This is a genomic window from [Ruminococcus] torques ATCC 27756 (genome assembly GCF_000153925.1).
Classification (GTDB): domain Bacteria; phylum Bacillota; class Clostridia; order Lachnospirales; family Lachnospiraceae; genus Mediterraneibacter; species Mediterraneibacter torques.
Genome location: NZ_DS264344.1, coordinates 203581 through 221713 on the forward strand (window position 1 = coordinate 203581; position 18133 = coordinate 221713).

An 18133-nucleotide genomic window follows, 5' to 3' on the forward strand; every position below is an offset into this window, starting at 1 on the left:
TTTTTTTTATATTGCAAGGCTTCTTCTCTATTTTCTTGCTTTTGTTCCTGCTCCATCACGTTTCGCCGTTTTCAATCGATTTAAGGAGACCTCTTTTTCATTATATAGAATCTTTGTTTCCGTTCCTTCTTCAAAAAGATATACCTTTTCCAGTTCATCTTTTTTCTGAAGACGGATACCTCTGACACCGACTGCAGCTTTTTTCTTTATAGGAACTTCCGTGGCCGGGAATCTCAAAAAGTACCCGTTCTTTGTCTGAAGAACGACATGCTTATTTTCATTAACAACCCGAACATCGACCAGAGAATCTTCTTCCTGAAGTTTTGTAGCCAGAATTGTTCGTTTTGCCACCTGAAATTCACTTCCGCTGACTTTTTTTACCATTCCCTGCGCCGTTGAAAACAAAAGCATGGCAAATCTCATCTGCTCGGAATCGTATACCGAGACAATCTGTTCATCAGAACTGGAGTAATTGCTGACATTGTCGATCGGAACTCCTTTATCCCTGAATTTTCCATAAGGAAGATCAATTACTTTCACCTGGTGCATTTTCCCGCTATTGGTAAAAATACATATTTTCCCCGTGTTCATACAATGGACAATATACTTATTCTCACTATCCGCCGCTTCCTTATTTCTTTCGTAAACGGCAACGTCTACTATTCTTGCATATCCGAACCGATCCATCAAAAATACGACTTCCTGTTCTTCGATCTTCTTCTCTTCAAAAACGGCTTCTTCAGCATTTTCAATGACTGTACGGCGCGCTTTTGCATATTCTTCTTTAAACGATTCAAGTTCTTCCACAATAACTTGCGCCATAGAATCATAATTATTGAGAATATCTTCATAACGCGCAATATTCTTCACCGTCTGTTCATGTTCCGCGATCAAAGCCTGTACTTCCAGACCGATGAGGCGATATAAGCGCATCTCGAGGATGGCAGCAGCCTGACGTTCTGTAAAGCGTAAAAGCACCGCCATCTTTTTGGAAATAGAAGATTTAAACTTAATATTATCTGTTACGCCATTTACAAGACATGCTTTTGCATCTTTTACAGATTTACTGCCTCGAAGGATTTCAATAATAAGATCGATCACATCACATGCTTTGATCAACCCCTCCTGCACCTCACTTTTTTCCTGTTCTTTTGCAAGAAGTGTTTTGTATTTTCTCGTCGCCAGTTCAAATCGAAAATCTACATGATGCTCAATGATCTTCTTAAGTCCGAGTGTTTCCGGTCTTCCGTCTGCAACTGCAAGCATATTCACGCCGAATGTGTCTTCAAGGCGCGTCTTTTTATAAAGCATATTTTTTAGATTTTCTACATCTGCGCCTTTTTTTAATTCCAACACAATCCGAATTCCTTCTTTGGAAGATTGGTTTGAAATATCTGTGATATCTGTTGTTTTCTTTGTCTCTACCAGACCGGCTACATCATTTAAAAACTTCCCTATTCCCGCTCCGATCATCGTGTATGGGATCTCACTGATCACAAGCTGCTTTTTGCCGCCTTTTAATTCTTCTGTCTCTACTTTTCCCCGGACTTTGATCTTTCCCTGTCCCGTTTCATATATATTGATCAGATCATCTTTATTAACAACAATTCCGCCTGTCGGAAAATCAGGCCCTTTTATGTATTTCATCAGTTGTTTTGTAGTGATCGAATCGTTTTTAATATATGCCTTTACCGCATCGATCACTTCTCCGAGATTATGAGGCGGTATACTTGTCGCCATACCTACCGCAATTCCTTCCGCTCCGTTTACGAGGAGGTTTGGCACACGCATCGGAAGTACAAGCGGTTCTTTTTCTGTTTCGTCAAAATTCGGTCCGAAATCTACCACATCTTTATCTAGATCTGCAAGGCAGACTTCCTGCGTGAATTTCGTCAGTCTTGCCTCAGTATAACGCATTGCCGCAGCGCCGTCACCTTCTATCGAACCGAAGTTTCCGTGACCGTCTACAAGTACCATTCCTTTTTTAAACTCCTGAGCCATAACAACAAGAGATTCGTAGATCGAACTGTCGCCGTGAGGATGATATTTACCCATCGTATCTCCGACAATACGCGCGCATTTTCTGTACGGCTTATCATAGCGGATTCCCAGTTCGTACATATCATAAAGCGTACGGCGCTGAACCGGCTTCAGTCCGTCTCTTACATCCGGAAGTGCCCTGGAAATAATTACGCTCATCGCATAATCAATATATGATTTTTTCATAAGATCCGAATATTCCGTTCTTATGATCTGTGATTCACTGTTCATTTCTCGTCTCCTTCATTTCATTTTGCTCATATGACACAAAGCAAATCCATTTTCTGACACAAATCACGTCGACTCTGTTTCGTCATACAGATTATATATCAAGTTCCGCCTCTGTCGCATTTTCATAGATGAATGCCCGCCGCGGAGGCACTTCCGTTCCCATAAGCATCTCAGTCACACCGGAAGCCATTCTCGCATCTTCAATCTCAACAAGCTTTAAAAGACGTCTTTTAGGATCAAGTGTTGTTTCCCACAACTGTTCTGCATCCATCTCTCCAAGCCCTTTATACCTCTGAAGAGTAAACGGTCCTTTGTGTGTCCTTCGATATTTTTCAAGCGCCTTATCATCGTAAAGATATTCCTCTTCTCCGCTTTTCGGCATTGCCTTATAAAGCGGCGGCATTGCAATATACACGTGCCCCTCATAAATCAGTTCCGGCATAAACCGATAGAACAGCGTCAGCAAAAGTGTTGAAATATGAGCTCCGTCTACATCTGCATCTGCCATAATTATGATCTTATCGTATCGAAGCTTTGTAATATCGAAGTCATTGCCGTATCCTTCGGAAAATCCACATCCGAACGCATTGATCATCGTTTTTATTTCTGCATTCGCAAGGACTTTATCAATACTTGCTTTCTCCACGTTTAATATTTTCCCGCGAATAGGAAGAATCGCCTGAAAGTTTCTGTTTCTGGCCGTTTTTGCCGAACCTCCCGCCGAATCTCCCTCAACAATAAATATCTCGCACTTTTTCGGATCTCTGCTCTCGCAGTTTGCGAGTTTTCCGTTACTGTCAAACGAATATTTTTGCTTCGTCAAAAGATTCGTTTTCGCCTTTTCTTCTGTCTTACGGATTTTCGCCGCCTTTTCCGCACTTGACAATACCGTTTTTAAAACGTCCAGGTTACGGTCAAAATAAAGAACAATTTCATCTCCCGCAACTTTACCGACCGCTTTTGCCGCGTCGGGATTGTCCAGTTTTGTCTTTGTCTGCCCTTCAAATCTAGGATCCGGATGTTTGATCGAAATAATCGCTGTCATCCCGTTTCGGATATCAGCTCCCGTAAAGTTCGTATCCTTCTCTTTTAAAATACCGATTTCTCTTGCATACTGATTCATAACCGTCGTAAATGTCGTTTTAAATCCGGTTAAATGCGTTCCGCCCTCGGCATTGTAAATATTGTTGCAGAAACCGAGCACATTCTCATGAAATTCATTAACATACTGAAATGCCGCCTCCACTTCAATACCGTCTGCTTCCCCTTTAAAATAAACAGGCTCATGAAGCGCCTCTTTTTTCTTATTCAGATCTCTGATAAACCCGATGATTCCCTCCGGTTCATGATATTCGATATGCTCGGTCTGATCTCCTCTTTTATCTTCGAATATTATCGTCAGTTCCGGGTTAAGATATGCTGTTTCATGCAGCCTGCTTTTTACTTCCTCCGCCCGGAACTTCGTCTTTTCAAAAATCGTATCATCAGGCAGAAAATTAATTGTTGTTCCTGTCTTTTTTGTCTTTCCGATCTTAGGAAGAAGTCCGTTTTCCAGTTCAATGACAGGAACTCCGCGCTCATATCTGTCATGGTATACCGCCCCATCACGGCTGATCTTAACATCCATATATGTAGAAAGTGCATTTACAACAGAAGAACCGACGCCATGAAGACCTCCGCTTGTCTTATACGCCGAATCGTCAAATTTTCCCCCTGCATGAAGTGTGGTAAACACAAGCCTTGCCGCAGAAATTCCTTTTTGATGCATATCAACCGGAATTCCCCTCCCGTTATCGGTTACTGTTGCCGTTCCGTCTTTTTCTAAAACAACACGGATTTCCGTACAAAATCCTGCCAGATGTTCATCCACGGAATTGTCCACAATTTCATAAATAAGATGATTCAGACCTTTTGTCGATACACTTCCGATATACATTCCCGGGCGTTTTCGTACCGCCTCTAATCCTTCCAATACAGAAATACTCCCTGCATCATATGTATTATTTCCAGCCATTTACCTTCTCCTTTACCGGATCATTCCTTCTATTTTTCTCGACTTCTTTTCTTATGCCGCACTAATTTTGTTTCACGCTATAACGAGATTGTACCCTCAGATGCCGGATGTTGTTCCTTTCATCTGAGGGTATTATTTTCTATGATACCACCCGTTTTCGATCTTGTAAATAGAATCCTTGTCATTCCAGTATAACTTCACACAGCGTATCTGCCACGACCTCCATCGCATTTTTCATTTCTTCTACAGTATTTGTCTGCGCACCGGCTTCAATCAACAGAGACTTCGGCAGCAGATGCAGATTATATCTATATGCCCGCAGATAAATATGTCTTGCAAACCCGGGATACATTCGTTCTGACGCAAGCTGCATCTGAAGAGAAAACGCCAGATTATCCTGTATGTACGGATTATAAAGATAATCGATATCTCCGTTTGTGCGAGATCGGCTCAATCCATTAAAATACATGATCTTTGCAGTCGGCTTTCCGTTTACTTCTGTGACTAAGTGCGTTCCCTCGGCAACGCCATCCCTATGAAGGTCGATTGCCACCTCGATCGTTGGGTTTGCCTCCAGAATCGGTCTGACAGACGCTTCTGCGTTTTCATATGCATTACTCCTGTCGAGCTGTCCGTTAATAATATCATATACCCCTGTGTCATGGATTGTTTTGATTCCCCGCTTATTTAAAAGCTCTGTCAGATATTCCCCTATTCCGATAATACTTGTGGCAGGATCTCCCGGAATTGAATCGACAAATTCCTCCTGTGAATGAGTATGAAATATCAATACTTTCGGACCATCTTCCTTTTTATTGATCTTCATACTCCTCCCAAGAAGGTCATCTGCATTCAACTGTTCAGGACCAATCATCGTAGAGCTGTCTACCGTATAAAAATTACTAAGCAAATAATCAAAATCTCTTAACCTCTCAATAGACATATCGACAGAAGAAAGTGACGTTTCTCCCGACGGCTGCACATTTTGCGCCGTTTCAGGAGACTCTTTACTAATAAGATTTCCGTTTTCATCGATACAGTTCTCATCGTTTGCCTGCGCCTCTAAAATTTGAGCAACAGTTTCTTGATCTTCTGCCGTAAATCCCTCTCTCCTATGCTCCATCGCATACCCTGCTGTCGGAAGAAACAGATAAGATTGTTCTATAAAAAACTCGTGAACTGTTTTTTGCGGGCTTCTGTTCAAATATGCAAGCCGCGGCATGTACATCTCTTCCGCACCCGAAAAAATATGAGTTTGGAAACCATACATTCGAGCCGACCACATTCCTTCCGAAATCAAACAAATCATTGCCAGAAAGAAAAACAGAAACCGGATCATCCGCTTCTTCCGTTCTCGTTCTTTTTCTAATATCCGAAATCGATCCGCCATCAGACATCGTCCTTTCTATTACTTCTGACAGTGTATGCTTTGTTCTTTTCTCTTATGCTTCCGATCTGCCTGAACCGGCCGAAAAAAGCATATTGATCGCTTCCGATAAAGTATGACTGATATGATGAACCATTTCATCAACATCTTTAGGCGTGACAAACATTCCGTTTAAATGAGGAGAGATCAGCTCTTTTACAAATTCATATTTTTCTCCGGCGTTATAGGAACGCAGCACTTCCCCGACTCCTTTTAAAGAATCCGAAGATTCAAGAGCCCTTATAAAGTTTTCCATTGTATCATTTACAATCGTTGCTGCGTCTACAACTGTCGGCACACCGATTCCGATAACAGGTACTCCTAATGTTTCCATTGTCATCCCGTTTCTGTGATTCCCCACTCCACTTCCGGGATGAATCCCGGTATCTGCGATCTGAATCGTCCGGTTCAATCGCTTACTGTTTCTTGCTGCCAATGCATCAACTGCAATAATAACATCAGGATTCGTTTCCGATACAATCCCACGCACGATCTCCGCACTTTCCATTCCCGTTTGCCCCATCACTCCCGGCACGACAGCGCTGATCATCGGCGCGTCGTCGACTCCTATTGCATATTTTCCATATTCTTTTACAATATGCCGCGTCACGGATAAATGATCTGCCACGCAAGGTCCCAGTGAATCCGGAGTAACTTCTCTATTCCCCAGCCCTACTACAAGAATAGATAGATCTTTATCTTTTACTTCAAATTTTCGGATCAGTTCCTTTATAAAAGAACATACCTTTTCGGCAATCACGGTCTGACTTTTTTCATCAGGCATTGCCAAATTAGGAGTTTCTATCGTCAAATAAGTTCCTACAGGTTTTCCCATTGCCTTTGCTCCGTTTTCTGTTTTGATCTCCACTCTTGTAACACGAAGTTCTGATGCTTCATCATAATCTTCTTCAAGAACTACCCCTGATATTTCTACATGATCTGATTCAAACCTTTCTTTTTCTTCAAGCGCAAGATCTGTCCGCACACTATAATTTTTTATCATATCTCATCCTCGCTTTTTATGTTCTTATTATAGTATTCCTGCTGTTTTTATATTCAAACCGTCTTTTTAATGCAGATACTGTGTTTTTTTATTCCGGTTTTCCAAATAATGCAGTTTTTCTCTATATATGTTCCATAATTCCCAATATTTATTAAAATATGTATTGACAACCCTTTAGAGTTGGCATAAAATAAATGAGTATGTTTCAGCAGAACGTCCGTGTCCGAGTCTGCGGAAACTCAAATTACATTTGAAATCATAGATATATTTGGAGGTGTACGCATTGGCTAACATTAAGTCTGCTAAGAAAAGAATTTTAGTAAACGAGACAAAAGCTGCAAGAAACAAAGCAATTAAGTCTAAAGTAAAAACTGCTGTAAAGAAAGTGGAAGCTGCAGTTGCCGCTAAAGACGCTGAAACTGCTAAGACTGCTCTTCGCGCAGCGATCGTCGAGATTTCCAAAGCTGGAACAAAAGGTGTTTATCACAAAAAAACTGTTTCCAGAAAGATTTCTCGTCTTTCCAAAGCTGTAAGCAGCATTGCTTAATCTTATTAATAGAATTGATAAAAATAGAAAAGACATTTGCTCCCGTCAGGCAGATGTCTTTTTTTGTACATAATCTTATCATCATAAACAAAAAGACATTTTCATACAAAAAGACGCTTCGCGTAATGCAAGGCGTCTTTTTGTAATTATATCCTATTAGTTATTGATCAGTTTATCTTCATCGCTCCAACTGTAAAGTTTTCTGATCTCTTCTCCTACTTTCTCTGCCGGATGCTCTGACGCAAGTTTTCTCATTGCGCGGAAATGTGCCTGACCTCCGGCTTCGGACATATCCAGAAGAAAGTCTTTTGCAAACGTACCATCCTGAATATCTGTCAAAATCTGCTTCATCGCTTTCTTCGTATCATCTGTAATGATCTTCGGTCCTGTTATGTAATCACCATATTCGGCAGTATTGGAAATCGAATATCTCATTCCTGCAAAACCGGACTGATAGATCAAATCAACAATAAGCTTCATCTCATGAATACACTCAAAATATGCATTTCTCGGATCGTATCCCGCTTCTACAAGTGTCTCAAAGCCTGCCTGCATAAGAGCGCACACACCGCCGCAAAGAACCGCCTGTTCGCCGAAAAGGTCTGTCTCTGTCTCTGTACGGAATGTAGTCTCGAGGATACCGGCTCTTGCTCCTCCGATCGCAAGACCATATGCGAGAGCTTTATCAAGAGCTTTTCCTGTATAATCCTGCTCTACAGCTACAAGGCAAGGAGTTCCTTTTCCAACCTGATACTCGCTTCTTACAGTATGTCCCGGAGCTTTCGGAGCGATCATTGTCACATCTACGTTCGCCGGCGGAACGATTTGTCCGAAATGAATGTTAAAGCCGTGTGCAAACATCAGCATATTACCTTCTTCAAGATTCGGCTCAATATCGTTTTTATATAAAGCAGCCTGTTTCTCATCATTAATCAGGATCATAATAATATCTGCTTTTTTTGCCGCTTCTGCCGCTGTATATACTTCAAATCCCTGCGCTTCTGCTTTTGCCCATGATCTGCTTCCTTCATAAAGTCCGATCACGACATTGCATCCTGATTCTTTCAGATTCAGTGCATGAGCATGTCCCTGACTTCCATAACCGATGATCGCGATTGTTTTTCCCTCAAGAAGTGAGAGATTACAATCTTCCTGATAATAAATTTTTGCTGCCATTTTGCATTCCTCCTAAATGATAATTAAAAATATGCTACATCCTTACTTCCTCTGGAAAGACCTGTAATACCTGTTCTTGCAAGTTCCAGTATCTCATATCCTCGAAGAAGATTCAGAAAAGCTTCCAGTTTACTCTGAGTTCCGGTGAGTTCGATGATCAGCGAGTCCTCTTCGACATCAACTATCTTCGCTCTGAAAATATCTGCCACTGAAATAATCTCGCCCCTTTGGGATGCGTTTGCCCGCAGTTTTACCATGATCAGTTCGCGGTATACTGACTCTCCGTCTTTCAAAACTTTTATATCAACGACATCTTCCAGCTTCCTTACCTGTTTTTCTATCTGGGATAAAATCAGCTCATCCCCCGATGCAACTACTGTAATCCTCGTAAACCTCGTATCGGTCGTCGCACCTGCCGTGATGCTGTCTATACTGTATCCGCGTCTGCTGAATAACCCTGCAATACGGCTCAACACTCCCGGATTATTGTCTACAAGCAATGAAAATACCTGACTTCTCATGTGTTCCTCTCCTTCTTCTCTAAAAAAACAGAGTGCGTTCTGTTTTTATATTTTATAATATTACCAACTCAGCTATTCTTTGTCAAGATGTTGTGCTAAAATTTTTACATATTTGATGACCGTTCAGTCAGTCTAAAATCAAGAATGAAATCAAAAGTTATACGCAGCCGATCTTTTCTGCAATCTCGTTTAAATAAACCCATCTTTCTGTTTTTTCGTCAAGCTGTGCCTGTACTTTCTCCTGTTCCTCAAATAACTCTTTTAGTTTAACAGAATTGGTCGCATTCGCATTGATCTGCATTTTAATTTTTTCTATTCTTTCTTCAAGCGCTGCGATATCGTCATCAATCGTCTCAAATTCTCTTTGTTCTTTATAAGAAAATTTAACCTTCTGCGGCGCATTTTGTTTCCAGCTTTTCGGATTACTTTCCGCAGGATCTTTCGGAAGATTTCCGCGCGAATTTTCGGTTTTGTCTGTAAACTGCGTTGATGCAGATTCTCTTTTCTTTACATTCAAATAATCGGTATATCCTCCTTCAAACTGACGGATATGCCCCTTCCCATCTAACTCGAAAATGCGATCCACAATGTTATCTAAAAAATAGCGGTCATGCGATACGGTGATCACGATTCCCGAAAAAGAGTTTAAATAATCTTCCAAAATCGTAAGTGTGGGAATATCAAGATTATTTCCCGCCTCGTCAAACAAAAGAACATTTGCATTTTCGGCAAGTACGCCAAGAAGATGCAGCCTTCTCTTCTCTCCGCCCGAAAGTTTACCTATCGGAGCATACTGCATATCAGGAGTAAACAAAAAACGCTCCAACAACGCTGACGCACTGATTTTTCCTTCTCGTGTCGTAATATATTCTGCAATATCTTTCACATAATCGATCACTCTTTGAGAAGGATCCATCTCTTGTTCTTCCTGTGCAAAATATCCGATCTTGATCGTTTCTCCGATCTCAATGTTTCCACTGTCCGGAATCACCTGTCCCGCGATCATTTTCATAAGAGTTGATTTTCCGCATCCATTTGGTCCTATGATTCCAAGTCTTTGATTTTTTAACACAATATAACTGAAATCATCCAGTATCACTTTTTCTCCGTATTTTTTACTCACATGATGAAGTTCGATCGTCTTTTTCCCCATTCTGGTTTCTACCGAATCAAGTTCTACTGTTTGATCTTTTATCGGAGTATTTCCGTTTTTCAGTTGTTCAAGACGCTCCAGTCTCGCTCTTTGTTTCGTTGTTCTGGCACGACACCCGCGTTTCGCCCATTCAAGTTCCATTCTCAAAACACTCTGTCTCTTTCGTTCAGATGCTGATTCCATCTCTTCTCTTTGCGCCTTCAGTTCAAGAAACCCTGAGTAGTCAGAGTCGTATCCATACATTTTTCCATGACTGATCTCCAAAATACGATTTGTAACTCTGTCAAGAAAATACCGGTCGTGAGTTACCATAATAACGGTTCCTTTATAGGACCGAAGATATTCTTCCAGCCATCGGATCATCGCTTCATCCAAATGGTTCGTAGGCTCATCCAGCAAAAGTACGTCAAAATCATCTGACAGTATTTTTGCAAGCACAACCCGTTTTTTCTGTCCTCCTGATAAATGCTCGATTTTCTGATCAAACCGGGTGATATTTAATTCCGTCAGATTACTTTCTACTTTCCAATTCTCTTCCCCTTTTTTTAATGCATATGACCGAATCGTACTGTCTTCTGAAAAAACCGGATTTTGCGGCACATAGGCAAGCTTCAGTCCATTTTGTTTTATAATCTGTCCTTTATCCGGTGTTTCTTCTCCTGCTATCATTTTAAGAAGCGTTGATTTTCCGGTACCGTTGATCCCTACGATCCCGATTTTATCTCCTTTTTGAATTCCGAATGACGCATCGTCAAATATTATTTTCTCACCGTATATTTTATAGAGATGTTCCACATTTATAATATTCATAAAAAACTCCTTGCAAACCATTTTCTCTCATTCATTTTGAGATGTCTGCAAGGAGTTGTCAAGTAGATTTTACCTATGCTTTTTTATTATTTTTATGATTATCTATTGTTTCTCTTTTATTCGTTTTCAATCTTTACATTCCGGCAAACCGTCGATTTATACCGAATTTTATTTACCAAAACAATAATAAGACTGACAATGAGCAAAAAGTAGAAATTAATTCCTCTGCTTACAAGCATGGACGGTATAAGATATGTACCGGTAAATACATGGGCAAACACAGTTTGATACATCAGCTCTGTAATTCCCTGCGCTCCCGGAAGCGGAAGCATATCTACCGCTATATAGACTGCGGCTTGAAGAAGGATAACTTTCATCATTCCGGTTCCGTGCAGCCCGAATCCAAGGTATACCATATATGTCAAAAGAAATACGCTACATCTTTGTAAAAATGTAACAAGCACAATAAACAAAAGCTTTCCTTTATGTGTCCTAAGCCATGAAACTGCGTTTTGATAACTTCCGATAAACTCGTGAATTTTTTCAGGACGCTTTTCAGAAGGTTTCAAAATGCTCATTTTAACAAACAGCTTTTCAAAAAAAAGCGCACATCGCAGCATAATATTCGGCATCAACATAATTCCCGCTATGACCACAACTAAAATTACATTTAATAAAAGTCCGAAAAGATAGAGAGGGAAAAATTTCCCTAACTCCGAATAGAGAGGCCGGTACCAAAATAATAAAATCGCCGCTCCTAAAATTACAAGTACAAATTTATAAACAACAGCAACTGTCATAAGCACAACCGTACTGTCCGATCCTCTGTTCCCGTCTTTGCTCATATAATAGAGCTGCACAGGCTGTCCTCCTGTTGCAGACGGCGTAATGCCAGAATAGAAAAATCCGATAAAAGAGTATTGGATACAACGAATCAAAGAACTTCCTTCTTTTCTTCGGTTTGCTTTCATTGCCTGAAGCAGATACCAGATCATATATCCTTCTGCGCATACAAAAAAGATAGCAAGAGCAGCCGCCGGAACCAAGTATCCTACTGACATTTTTGAAACGGCATTTGCAATTTCACCAAGATTTTTCCCACTGAAAAGTGTATAAAACGTCAAAAACATTACAAGTAAGAAAATCGTTACTTCAAGAATTCGTTTCTTAACGCTCATACCTTCTCCTCCGTCCTTTTCTTTCTTCTTCCCGGACATTATGTACATGCGCCATTGTTATATAATTTCCCGCAGCAGATAGATATGCCGGGCGGGATATCGGCGGAAAAGTAAGTGTTCCATACTCCGGATATGTCTTTTTCTCTCTTTCGGTAAGTTCTCTCAAACTACCTTCAAAAATTTTCTGTTTCCCCTTATATTCATAAAAATCCTTTGGCGTAACAAGCGAAAAATGCTTGTTCCATGTACAGACGCCTGCCTTTTCAAGCAACTCGGCAGCATAGGAAGAACATGTGTAATGATTTTTTTGATAAAACGGTTTTCCGAAAAGTAAAAACGGAAGTCCGAGAATTGTATAATGATAGCGATATCTGTTCTTCATCGCCTCATGAAGCTCCTCTTTAATAAACTGCTTTTGTTCTTGAGTGCATGGAATTGAGCAGATCATATAATCCGCTCCCGGAAATGCCCGCAAAATTTTTCTTTTCTCTTCTTTTTCAAATCCTGCAATCAGAGGAATCGACGGATGTCTCCTTCCGATACTGTATGCTTCATCCAGATTCTCATCAAGCCCGATTGCCACATGAATATATTTTTGTTTAATTACTCTTCGAATAATCGAAGCAAAAATTCCCGGTGTATCTACAAATGCTATGTATATTTCTGTCATATTAGTTCATCCTTTCCCCCTGTAATGTAAATCTTCCGGATTAACAATACATTTTTCCTTTTGTCTTTTTTACCGATCATCGTTCTTTATTGAAAGCGATATACTTTTTTTGCAAGACGATATCCCCCGATTGTCAAGCTTGTGCCGATCTTTCCGGGTAAATATGTAAAACCGCTCAAAGTACGAAAGCGAAGCCGATAGTAAAGAGCTTCATTATACTCTTTTACATGATTCCACATATCTTTTCGCTTTTTATAGGAATCGGCTGTATCGATAAGGAGCAGATGGATAGATGAAATTGTAAGCATAATTGAAATATTTCGCACCATGTATGCTTCTAATTTCGGATGGATTTTCTTTACTTCCGCCAGATCAACGCTGCGGGTTACAAGATCTGTTACCAAGATCTGCTGATCGATCCTTTTCATAAGCACCTTTTCATTTACAGATTGATCATCTCTGCCCAGGTAATAATGATACAGATCGATGTCCATATAATAAATAGTCTCGGCGTACGGAAGCGGCTTATATGAAAACAGATTATCTACATAAAATGTATGCTCCGGCAGTTTCACTTCAGATTCTCTGAGCACTTTCGTCTGAAACATGAGCGAGTGCATGATCAAATATTGGGACGGATAAAACTTTCCGATTTCATCCCATGTGCACTGTTTTTCAATCGGAAATACATTTTTGTAATCCATTGATTTTTTTATTCCTTCATCAAGGTGATCGTATACATAATTACATACGATCAGATCCGGACGCTCGCCTGTAAACGCTTTTAGCTTGACAAGAAGTTTCTGATATGATTCTTTATCAAACCAGTCATCCGAATCTACGACTTTATAATAAATACCGTTTGCCAACTCGAGTCCTTTATTCACACCGGAACCATGTCCCCCGTTTTCCTTATGCACAACACGTACAATATCCGGGTATTCAATCTCATATTCATCGGCAATCTGTGCAGTACGATCAGAAGAACCGTCATCGATCAGAATAATTTCTACATCTTTCCCTCCGATAAGAAGAGAATCCACACATCTTCTCATATAATTTTCAGAATTATAACACGGAACTGCAAACGTAATGTATTTCATATAACTTTTCCTCCTCAGTGTGTTCCATATGCTCCTAACGGGCTGAAACACAGCGTTTTTTCATCTCTCATTTCTTAATGCTATTATTTACAGCCTAAATAATACTTGACCCTTCTTAAGATAACATCGAGGTATTTCTTAAGATTTGGGAAAGATTTTTAAAACAATATGAAAATATAGAAGAAATCATTCCAATCGGCATAATGATCAAAACAATAAATAAGATCATCAGCCATCCGATCAGCCGTCCGACAATTCTGCTCACAGACAATTTCATCTCATTTTACCTCCTAAATATCTGTATGTATTTATTGTAGAAAAAAGAAAAATTTTTTCCACATGGATTGTCTTACATTTCCAAGCATGCATCTTACACTTTCGTAAGGCGCATAAAGAACAATGAAAAATTTCTTAAATTCTCTTTTATCACTTGTATCTCTTTTGGAAAAGTTATAACATAAGGAAATAATTTTATATCAGCTTATCCAAAAAAGGAGTTTTATTTTATGAGAAAAAATCCTGAATTTGAAGAGTTATTTGATGATGATTTTGAAGTGACATATGAGGAATACGTTCCAAATGAATATAGGTCAAGTAACGACATCTATAACGACTATGATGATGATGACGATTATTATGATGACGATTATTATGATGATGACTATGAAGATGAATACTACGAAAGTGATGATGAAAACAGTGACTATGATCACACCGATCCCGATGACCGTACCAAAAAGAAAAAACGAAGAAAAAATTCTAAAATACCTCTGGCTGCACCTATCAGAAAAGGAGGACGTATCCTTTCCAACATTTCCGCTTCTCTGATCCGCAGCCTGACGGCTCTTTTAATTTTAGCTGTCATGATATTCGCCTCTTGGACATTTCTCCGTGCAAGTGCGCCCTACGGAGATATTATGGAAGCTGTTAATACAAAAACCGTTCCTCTCTCACTTGCCGCATACTTATCTGTTGCGCTTATTTTTCTTTTAAGCGAATTTATTGCACTTCTCTGGTCTATGACGAAAGTAAGAGTTCGAGATCAATGGGGAGTTCACAAAGAAGATACCGGCAGAGGACTGAATTCTTTCTTACTTGTATTTCTCACCTCCTATGCTGCATTCTGGATCAATCGGTTTCTTCCCGAAACTCCGGATATCATCTATGGACTAAAGGGCGGACTTGAAGTATACGGTTCTATGCATAATGTTTTATTCGGACTTTGTGCAGCGGGGATCATCTCCTGCCTGATCCGCAAATACCTTTAAAATATTCCACAGCAGAAAATAGCAAAAGGTTTTTCTATATCGGACGCTCGATTCGGATCTTCACAAGATCTGCCGAGCGTTTTTTCAGATTCTTTTTATATCCCATCCCTTTGTACCGTTTGATCTGACACACAGTTCTTCCCATTTGATCCGATACCTGTTCTTCAGTCGCACCATATGCAAACAAATTAAACGCACAGCAATTTCTCACTGCTTCTGCGCTGTAAGATGGAATTTTTGCCTTTTCACAATACTTCTTCATCATTCGGCTGATATACATCGTATTCAGAGGATTTTTGCTCCGATTATAAAAAAGGGATCTTCCTTCTTCCCATTCTTCCAAATAAGAAAACAAAATTTCTTTTGCATCTTCCGGTATATAACACGGCTCTTGCCTTCCTTTTAAAAACACATACAATCCGTCGCCATACTGTACAAAATCTTCCGGCCCTTTCAATGCTATAATTTCCGTAGAGGACAGTCCTGCCCTATACATTAAAGTTAAGATCGTATACACCATATGATTTTCCGCCGATGCTGTCAACAATCGATCTATATGCTCCAAAGGAATCATCCTCGCCAACTCTTTTTCCTTTACCAGTTGTTTCAAATACGGTTCAAAATAGTCTTTAAACGAACTTGTTTTTGACTCATCTTCTAATCTGTCGCTCCACTCTTCTAACAAAAATTTTGAAAAAGAATGAAGTTCCCTGAATTTTTTTGTCACTGTCAATGGACCGATCTGTCCATTTTTTATCTTTTTTTGCATATAGATATAATATTTCTGTACATCCGAAAAATCTGTTTCCTGAAAACACTTTTCCGTAAAGCGACAAAATTCTGACAGATCGGATTTATATGATGCTGCTGTAACATCACTTTTAAATTTCTTGCAAAATAATTCCCATACTTCTTTTTTTATACAACTTTTAAAAAAATCAAATTTTTTATTTTTCGTATTGACAAATTTTGATTCTGCGTTTTGGCTCATCAGTTTATCTCCCCCGCCTTGTTTGTATCAAGCTTTTTAAATGTTATTAGTTTTATTCATACTATAACATTTTATTTCTTTTTTAACAAGCAGCATTTTAATATGCTACTCGTCAAATTCCAATACTGCAATATGAAACTGCGGCGTTTCTTTTAATTCTTTCACAATTCCTCTTCTGGTTTTTAACCGCTCTGCCTGTTTGAAATTAGCGCTCATCCCGAGTGCGTGCTCGATCGTGTAGTAATAAGACGTCGGAAGGACTCCTTCTGTCACTCCCACTTCCATCCCCGGCTTTAAAGCTTCTGTGTCTTCAATCGTAAACTCCATTTCGCGCATACTTTTCTCCACTCCTCTCTTCTATGACTGTGCGATTCAAATATGACAGCTTCCATTCGCTGCGCTGCTGTTTTTCTTTTCGTTTATCAGTATATCATAAAACAAAACTTTTGAAAGCTCTTCTTCGGCAGTCTTAGACTTTAACGACCACTGTTGAAAAAACTGTACTGCAAACGAATTTCATATCTATTTGCAATACAGTTTCTTTTTTATCATTCTTCTTATTTTATATCAAATTCAGGATGTTCATCTAAATGTTCCGATACATATTTTCCGTTTTTCTTTCTCTGCCTTACACACTCGGTCAGCAAATATTCAATCTGCCCGTTGACTGAGCGAAAATCATCTTCTGCCCAAGCTGCCACGGCATCATACAATTTTGCAGAAAGCCGAAGCGGAATCTGTTTCTTTTTCTGATCTGCCATGATCAATACAAACTTCCCGAATTTACAATAGGCTGCGCATCTTTGTTGCCGCACAAGACGACAAGAAGATTTGAAACCATTGCAGCTTTTCTTTCTTCATCCAGTTCTACAACTTTCTTTTCGCTGAGACGATCAAGCGCCATTTCTACCATTCCGACCGCTCCATCTACAATCATTTTTCTTGCGTCTATAATAGCCGATGCCTGCTGTCTTTGAAGCATCACTGCCGCAATCTCCGGCGCATAGGCAAGATATGTGATTCTTGCTTCCAGAATTTCCAGACCTGCCTCACTTACTCTTTTTTGAATCTCATCACGAATTCTTGCAGCCACTACCTCGCTGGAGCCTCTCAGACTTCCCTCGTCTGCTACACCATCGCCGGTTGTATCTACATTCGGAGAAACATCATACGGATAAACACGTACAATATTCCTAAGAGCTGTATCACACTGAAGAGAAAGATATTCTTTATAATTATCTACGTTAAAAACCGCTTTTGACGTATCTACAACTCGCCACATCACCGCAATACCGATTTCTACCGGATTTCCGAGACAATCGTTAATCTTTTGACGGCTGTTGTTCAAAGTCATAATCTTTAAAGAAATCTTCTTTCCTGCCGATTCCAAACCGGATTTTTCCGAAGTGCCTGCCAATAATCCTGAAAGTGAAGATTTTCTTGTACTGTTGTCAACATCACCACTTTGATTTAGATGTGTATCCGCCGCCGGATTTACACTTGTACAAAACGGATTTACCGCATAAAATCCTTCTCCTTTCAATGTGCCTGTATATTTTCCGAACAATGTCAACACAAGCGCTTCTTGAGGTTTCAGCACACGCAGTCCACAATACGGAAACCAGCCTACACACATCCAAAAAATACTGATCCCGAGCAGCAACGGATTTCCGATCATAGCTCCCACAACGCAGACTGCGATTGACAATAGATACAACAATGTTGTTAGAATCAAGACAAGCATTCCGTTTTTCTTATTATTCAGTACTTTTTCTTTCATCATTATCCCTCCTGTTCTTGTTTGATATCATTATGATATCATTTTGTTTGTATTTTGTAAATAGTAATTCAAATATTTTATTTTTTGAGTATTGACAAAACATTCTTCCGTACATATACTATACTCAAAGCTAGTTAGTTACTCAACTAACAAACTAATGCACAAGGTGGTGATACGATGCATATCAATCCTAATATAGAAAAACCTATTTTTATTCAAATA

17 protein-coding genes are annotated in these 18133 nt (G+C 39.7%); 2 read left to right on the plus strand and 15 right to left on the minus strand.

What is annotated here, in order from left to right:
* Positions 1–27 precede the first annotated feature (27 nt).
* The 4 genes from RUMTOR_RS01115 to gpr all read right to left on the minus strand — a co-directional run bounded on the left by RUMTOR_RS01115 (position 28) and on the right by gpr (position 6714).
* Positions 28–2271: a DNA gyrase/topoisomerase IV subunit A gene (locus tag RUMTOR_RS01115; protein WP_004845159.1), complete on the minus strand. Its 2244-nt coding sequence runs from the start codon at positions 2269–2271 to the stop codon at positions 28–30.
* A gap of 91 nt (positions 2272–2362) precedes the next feature.
* Positions 2363–4285 (minus strand): DNA gyrase/topoisomerase IV subunit B, encoded by a 1923-nt coding sequence (locus tag RUMTOR_RS01120; protein ID WP_004845160.1) that lies wholly within the window; start codon positions 4283–4285, stop codon positions 2363–2365.
* A 181-nt stretch (positions 4286–4466) separates the two neighbouring features.
* The gene (gene spoIIP, locus RUMTOR_RS01125; RefSeq protein WP_004845161.1) at positions 4467–5675 is read right to left on the minus strand and encodes a stage II sporulation protein P; all 1209 of its coding nucleotides are present in this window, start codon (positions 5673–5675) and stop codon (positions 4467–4469) included.
* A gap of 52 nt (positions 5676–5727) precedes the next feature.
* Complete coding sequence (gpr, locus tag RUMTOR_RS01130; RefSeq protein ID WP_004845162.1) at positions 5728–6714, minus strand: GPR endopeptidase; 987 nt, start codon at positions 6712–6714, stop codon at positions 5728–5730.
* A gap of 283 nt (positions 6715–6997) precedes the next feature.
* On the opposite strand from gpr, the gene rpsT reads away from it, so the two are divergent.
* On the plus strand, positions 6998–7261 hold the full coding sequence (gene rpsT / locus RUMTOR_RS01135; protein WP_009242635.1) for a 30S ribosomal protein S20: 264 nt from the start codon (positions 6998–7000) through the stop codon (positions 7259–7261).
* A gap of 156 nt (positions 7262–7417) precedes the next feature.
* Here rpsT and ilvC read toward each other — a convergent pair whose 3' ends face one another.
* The 7 genes from ilvC to RUMTOR_RS13075 form a co-directional block, all read right to left on the minus strand.
* Positions 7418–8437 (minus strand): ketol-acid reductoisomerase, encoded by a 1020-nt coding sequence (gene ilvC, locus RUMTOR_RS01140; protein WP_004845164.1) that lies wholly within the window; start codon positions 8435–8437, stop codon positions 7418–7420.
* Positions 8438–8460: 23 nt separating this feature from the next.
* Positions 8461–8958: an acetolactate synthase small subunit gene (gene ilvN, locus RUMTOR_RS01145; protein WP_004845165.1), complete on the minus strand. Its 498-nt coding sequence runs from the start codon at positions 8956–8958 to the stop codon at positions 8461–8463.
* A 157-nt stretch (positions 8959–9115) separates the two neighbouring features.
* Positions 9116–10921: an ABC-F family ATP-binding cassette domain-containing protein gene (locus RUMTOR_RS01150; protein ID WP_044997870.1), complete on the minus strand. Its 1806-nt coding sequence runs from the start codon at positions 10919–10921 to the stop codon at positions 9116–9118.
* Positions 10922–11037: 116 nt separating this feature from the next.
* A complete protein-coding gene (locus RUMTOR_RS01155) occupies positions 11038–12099 on the minus strand; it encodes a lysylphosphatidylglycerol synthase transmembrane domain-containing protein (RefSeq protein ID WP_009242632.1) in 1062 nt (353 codons plus the stop codon).
* Positions 12089–12769, minus strand: a complete 681-nt coding sequence (locus tag RUMTOR_RS01160; protein ID WP_004845168.1) for a hypothetical protein — start codon at positions 12767–12769, stop codon at positions 12089–12091. The genes RUMTOR_RS01155 and RUMTOR_RS01160 overlap by 11 nt, the downstream gene beginning before the upstream one ends.
* Positions 12770–12855: 86 nt before the next feature.
* On the minus strand, positions 12856–13872 hold the full coding sequence (locus RUMTOR_RS01165) for a glycosyltransferase family 2 protein (RefSeq protein ID WP_004845169.1): 1017 nt from the start codon (positions 13870–13872) through the stop codon (positions 12856–12858).
* Positions 13873–13987: 115 nt separating this feature from the next.
* Positions 13988–14149: a hypothetical protein gene (locus RUMTOR_RS13075; protein WP_009242630.1), complete on the minus strand. Its 162-nt coding sequence runs from the start codon at positions 14147–14149 to the stop codon at positions 13988–13990.
* A gap of 229 nt (positions 14150–14378) precedes the next feature.
* On the opposite strand from RUMTOR_RS13075, the gene RUMTOR_RS01170 reads away from it, so the two are divergent.
* Positions 14379–15140, plus strand: a complete 762-nt coding sequence (locus RUMTOR_RS01170; RefSeq protein ID WP_004845170.1) for a hypothetical protein — start codon at positions 14379–14381, stop codon at positions 15138–15140.
* 34 nt (positions 15141–15174) lie between these two features.
* Here the strand turns inward: RUMTOR_RS01170 and RUMTOR_RS01175 are convergent, their stop codons facing one another.
* From RUMTOR_RS01175 to RUMTOR_RS01190, 4 genes are all read right to left on the minus strand, one after another.
* The gene (locus RUMTOR_RS01175; protein WP_242647667.1) at positions 15175–15909 is read right to left on the minus strand and encodes a site-specific integrase; all 735 of its coding nucleotides are present in this window, start codon (positions 15907–15909) and stop codon (positions 15175–15177) included.
* Positions 15910–16236: 327 nt separating this feature from the next.
* On the minus strand, positions 16237–16467 hold the full coding sequence (locus tag RUMTOR_RS01180; RefSeq protein ID WP_004845172.1) for a hypothetical protein: 231 nt from the start codon (positions 16465–16467) through the stop codon (positions 16237–16239).
* A 221-nt stretch (positions 16468–16688) separates the two neighbouring features.
* Positions 16689–16892 carry a type II toxin-antitoxin system antitoxin gene (locus RUMTOR_RS01185; RefSeq protein ID WP_004845173.1) on the minus strand — a complete coding sequence of 68 codons (204 nt, stop codon included), beginning with the start codon at positions 16890–16892 and terminating at the stop codon, positions 16689–16691.
* A 2-nt stretch (positions 16893–16894) separates the two neighbouring features.
* A complete protein-coding gene (locus tag RUMTOR_RS01190) occupies positions 16895–17911 on the minus strand; it encodes an SPFH domain-containing protein (RefSeq protein ID WP_009242626.1) in 1017 nt (338 codons plus the stop codon).
* Positions 17912–18133 lie beyond the last annotated feature (222 nt).

Excerpts from the sequence above, each read along its gene's own strand:
- ilvC (WP_004845164.1), bottom strand. The coding sequence starts at position 8,437 with ATGGCAGCAAAAATTTATTATCAGGAAGATTGTAATCTCTCACTTCTT.
- RUMTOR_RS01175 (WP_242647667.1), bottom strand. The coding sequence starts at position 15,909 with ATGCAAAAAAAGATAAAAAATGGACAGATCGGTCCATTGACAGTGACA.
- RUMTOR_RS01190 (WP_009242626.1), bottom strand. The coding sequence starts at position 17,911 with ATGAAAGAAAAAGTACTGAATAATAAGAAAAACGGAATGCTTGTCTTG.
- RUMTOR_RS01115 (WP_004845159.1), bottom strand. The coding sequence starts at position 2,271 with ATGAACAGTGAATCACAGATCATAAGAACGGAATATTCGGATCTTATG.
- RUMTOR_RS01170 (WP_004845170.1), top strand. The coding sequence starts at position 14,379 with ATGAGAAAAAATCCTGAATTTGAAGAGTTATTTGATGATGATTTTGAA.
- gpr (WP_004845162.1), bottom strand. The coding sequence starts at position 6,714 with ATGATAAAAAATTATAGTGTGCGGACAGATCTTGCGCTTGAAGAAAAA.
- RUMTOR_RS01165 (WP_004845169.1), bottom strand. The coding sequence starts at position 13,872 with ATGAAATACATTACGTTTGCAGTTCCGTGTTATAATTCTGAAAATTAT.
- RUMTOR_RS01120 (WP_004845160.1), bottom strand. The coding sequence starts at position 4,285 with ATGGCTGGAAATAATACATATGATGCAGGGAGTATTTCTGTATTGGAA.
- RUMTOR_RS01185 (WP_004845173.1), bottom strand. The coding sequence starts at position 16,892 with ATGGCAGATCAGAAAAAGAAACAGATTCCGCTTCGGCTTTCTGCAAAA.
- RUMTOR_RS01180 (WP_004845172.1), bottom strand. The coding sequence starts at position 16,467 with ATGCGCGAAATGGAGTTTACGATTGAAGACACAGAAGCTTTAAAGCCG.
- RUMTOR_RS01160 (WP_004845168.1), bottom strand. The coding sequence starts at position 12,769 with ATGACAGAAATATACATAGCATTTGTAGATACACCGGGAATTTTTGCT.
- ilvN (WP_004845165.1), bottom strand. The coding sequence starts at position 8,958 with ATGAGAAGTCAGGTATTTTCATTGCTTGTAGACAATAATCCGGGAGTG.
- RUMTOR_RS01155 (WP_009242632.1), bottom strand. The coding sequence starts at position 12,099 with ATGAGCGTTAAGAAACGAATTCTTGAAGTAACGATTTTCTTACTTGTA.
- spoIIP (WP_004845161.1), bottom strand. The coding sequence starts at position 5,675 with ATGGCGGATCGATTTCGGATATTAGAAAAAGAACGAGAACGGAAGAAG.
- RUMTOR_RS13075 (WP_009242630.1), bottom strand. The coding sequence starts at position 14,149 with ATGAAATTGTCTGTGAGCAGAATTGTCGGACGGCTGATCGGATGGCTG.
- RUMTOR_RS01150 (WP_044997870.1), bottom strand. The coding sequence starts at position 10,921 with ATGAATATTATAAATGTGGAACATCTCTATAAAATATACGGTGAGAAA.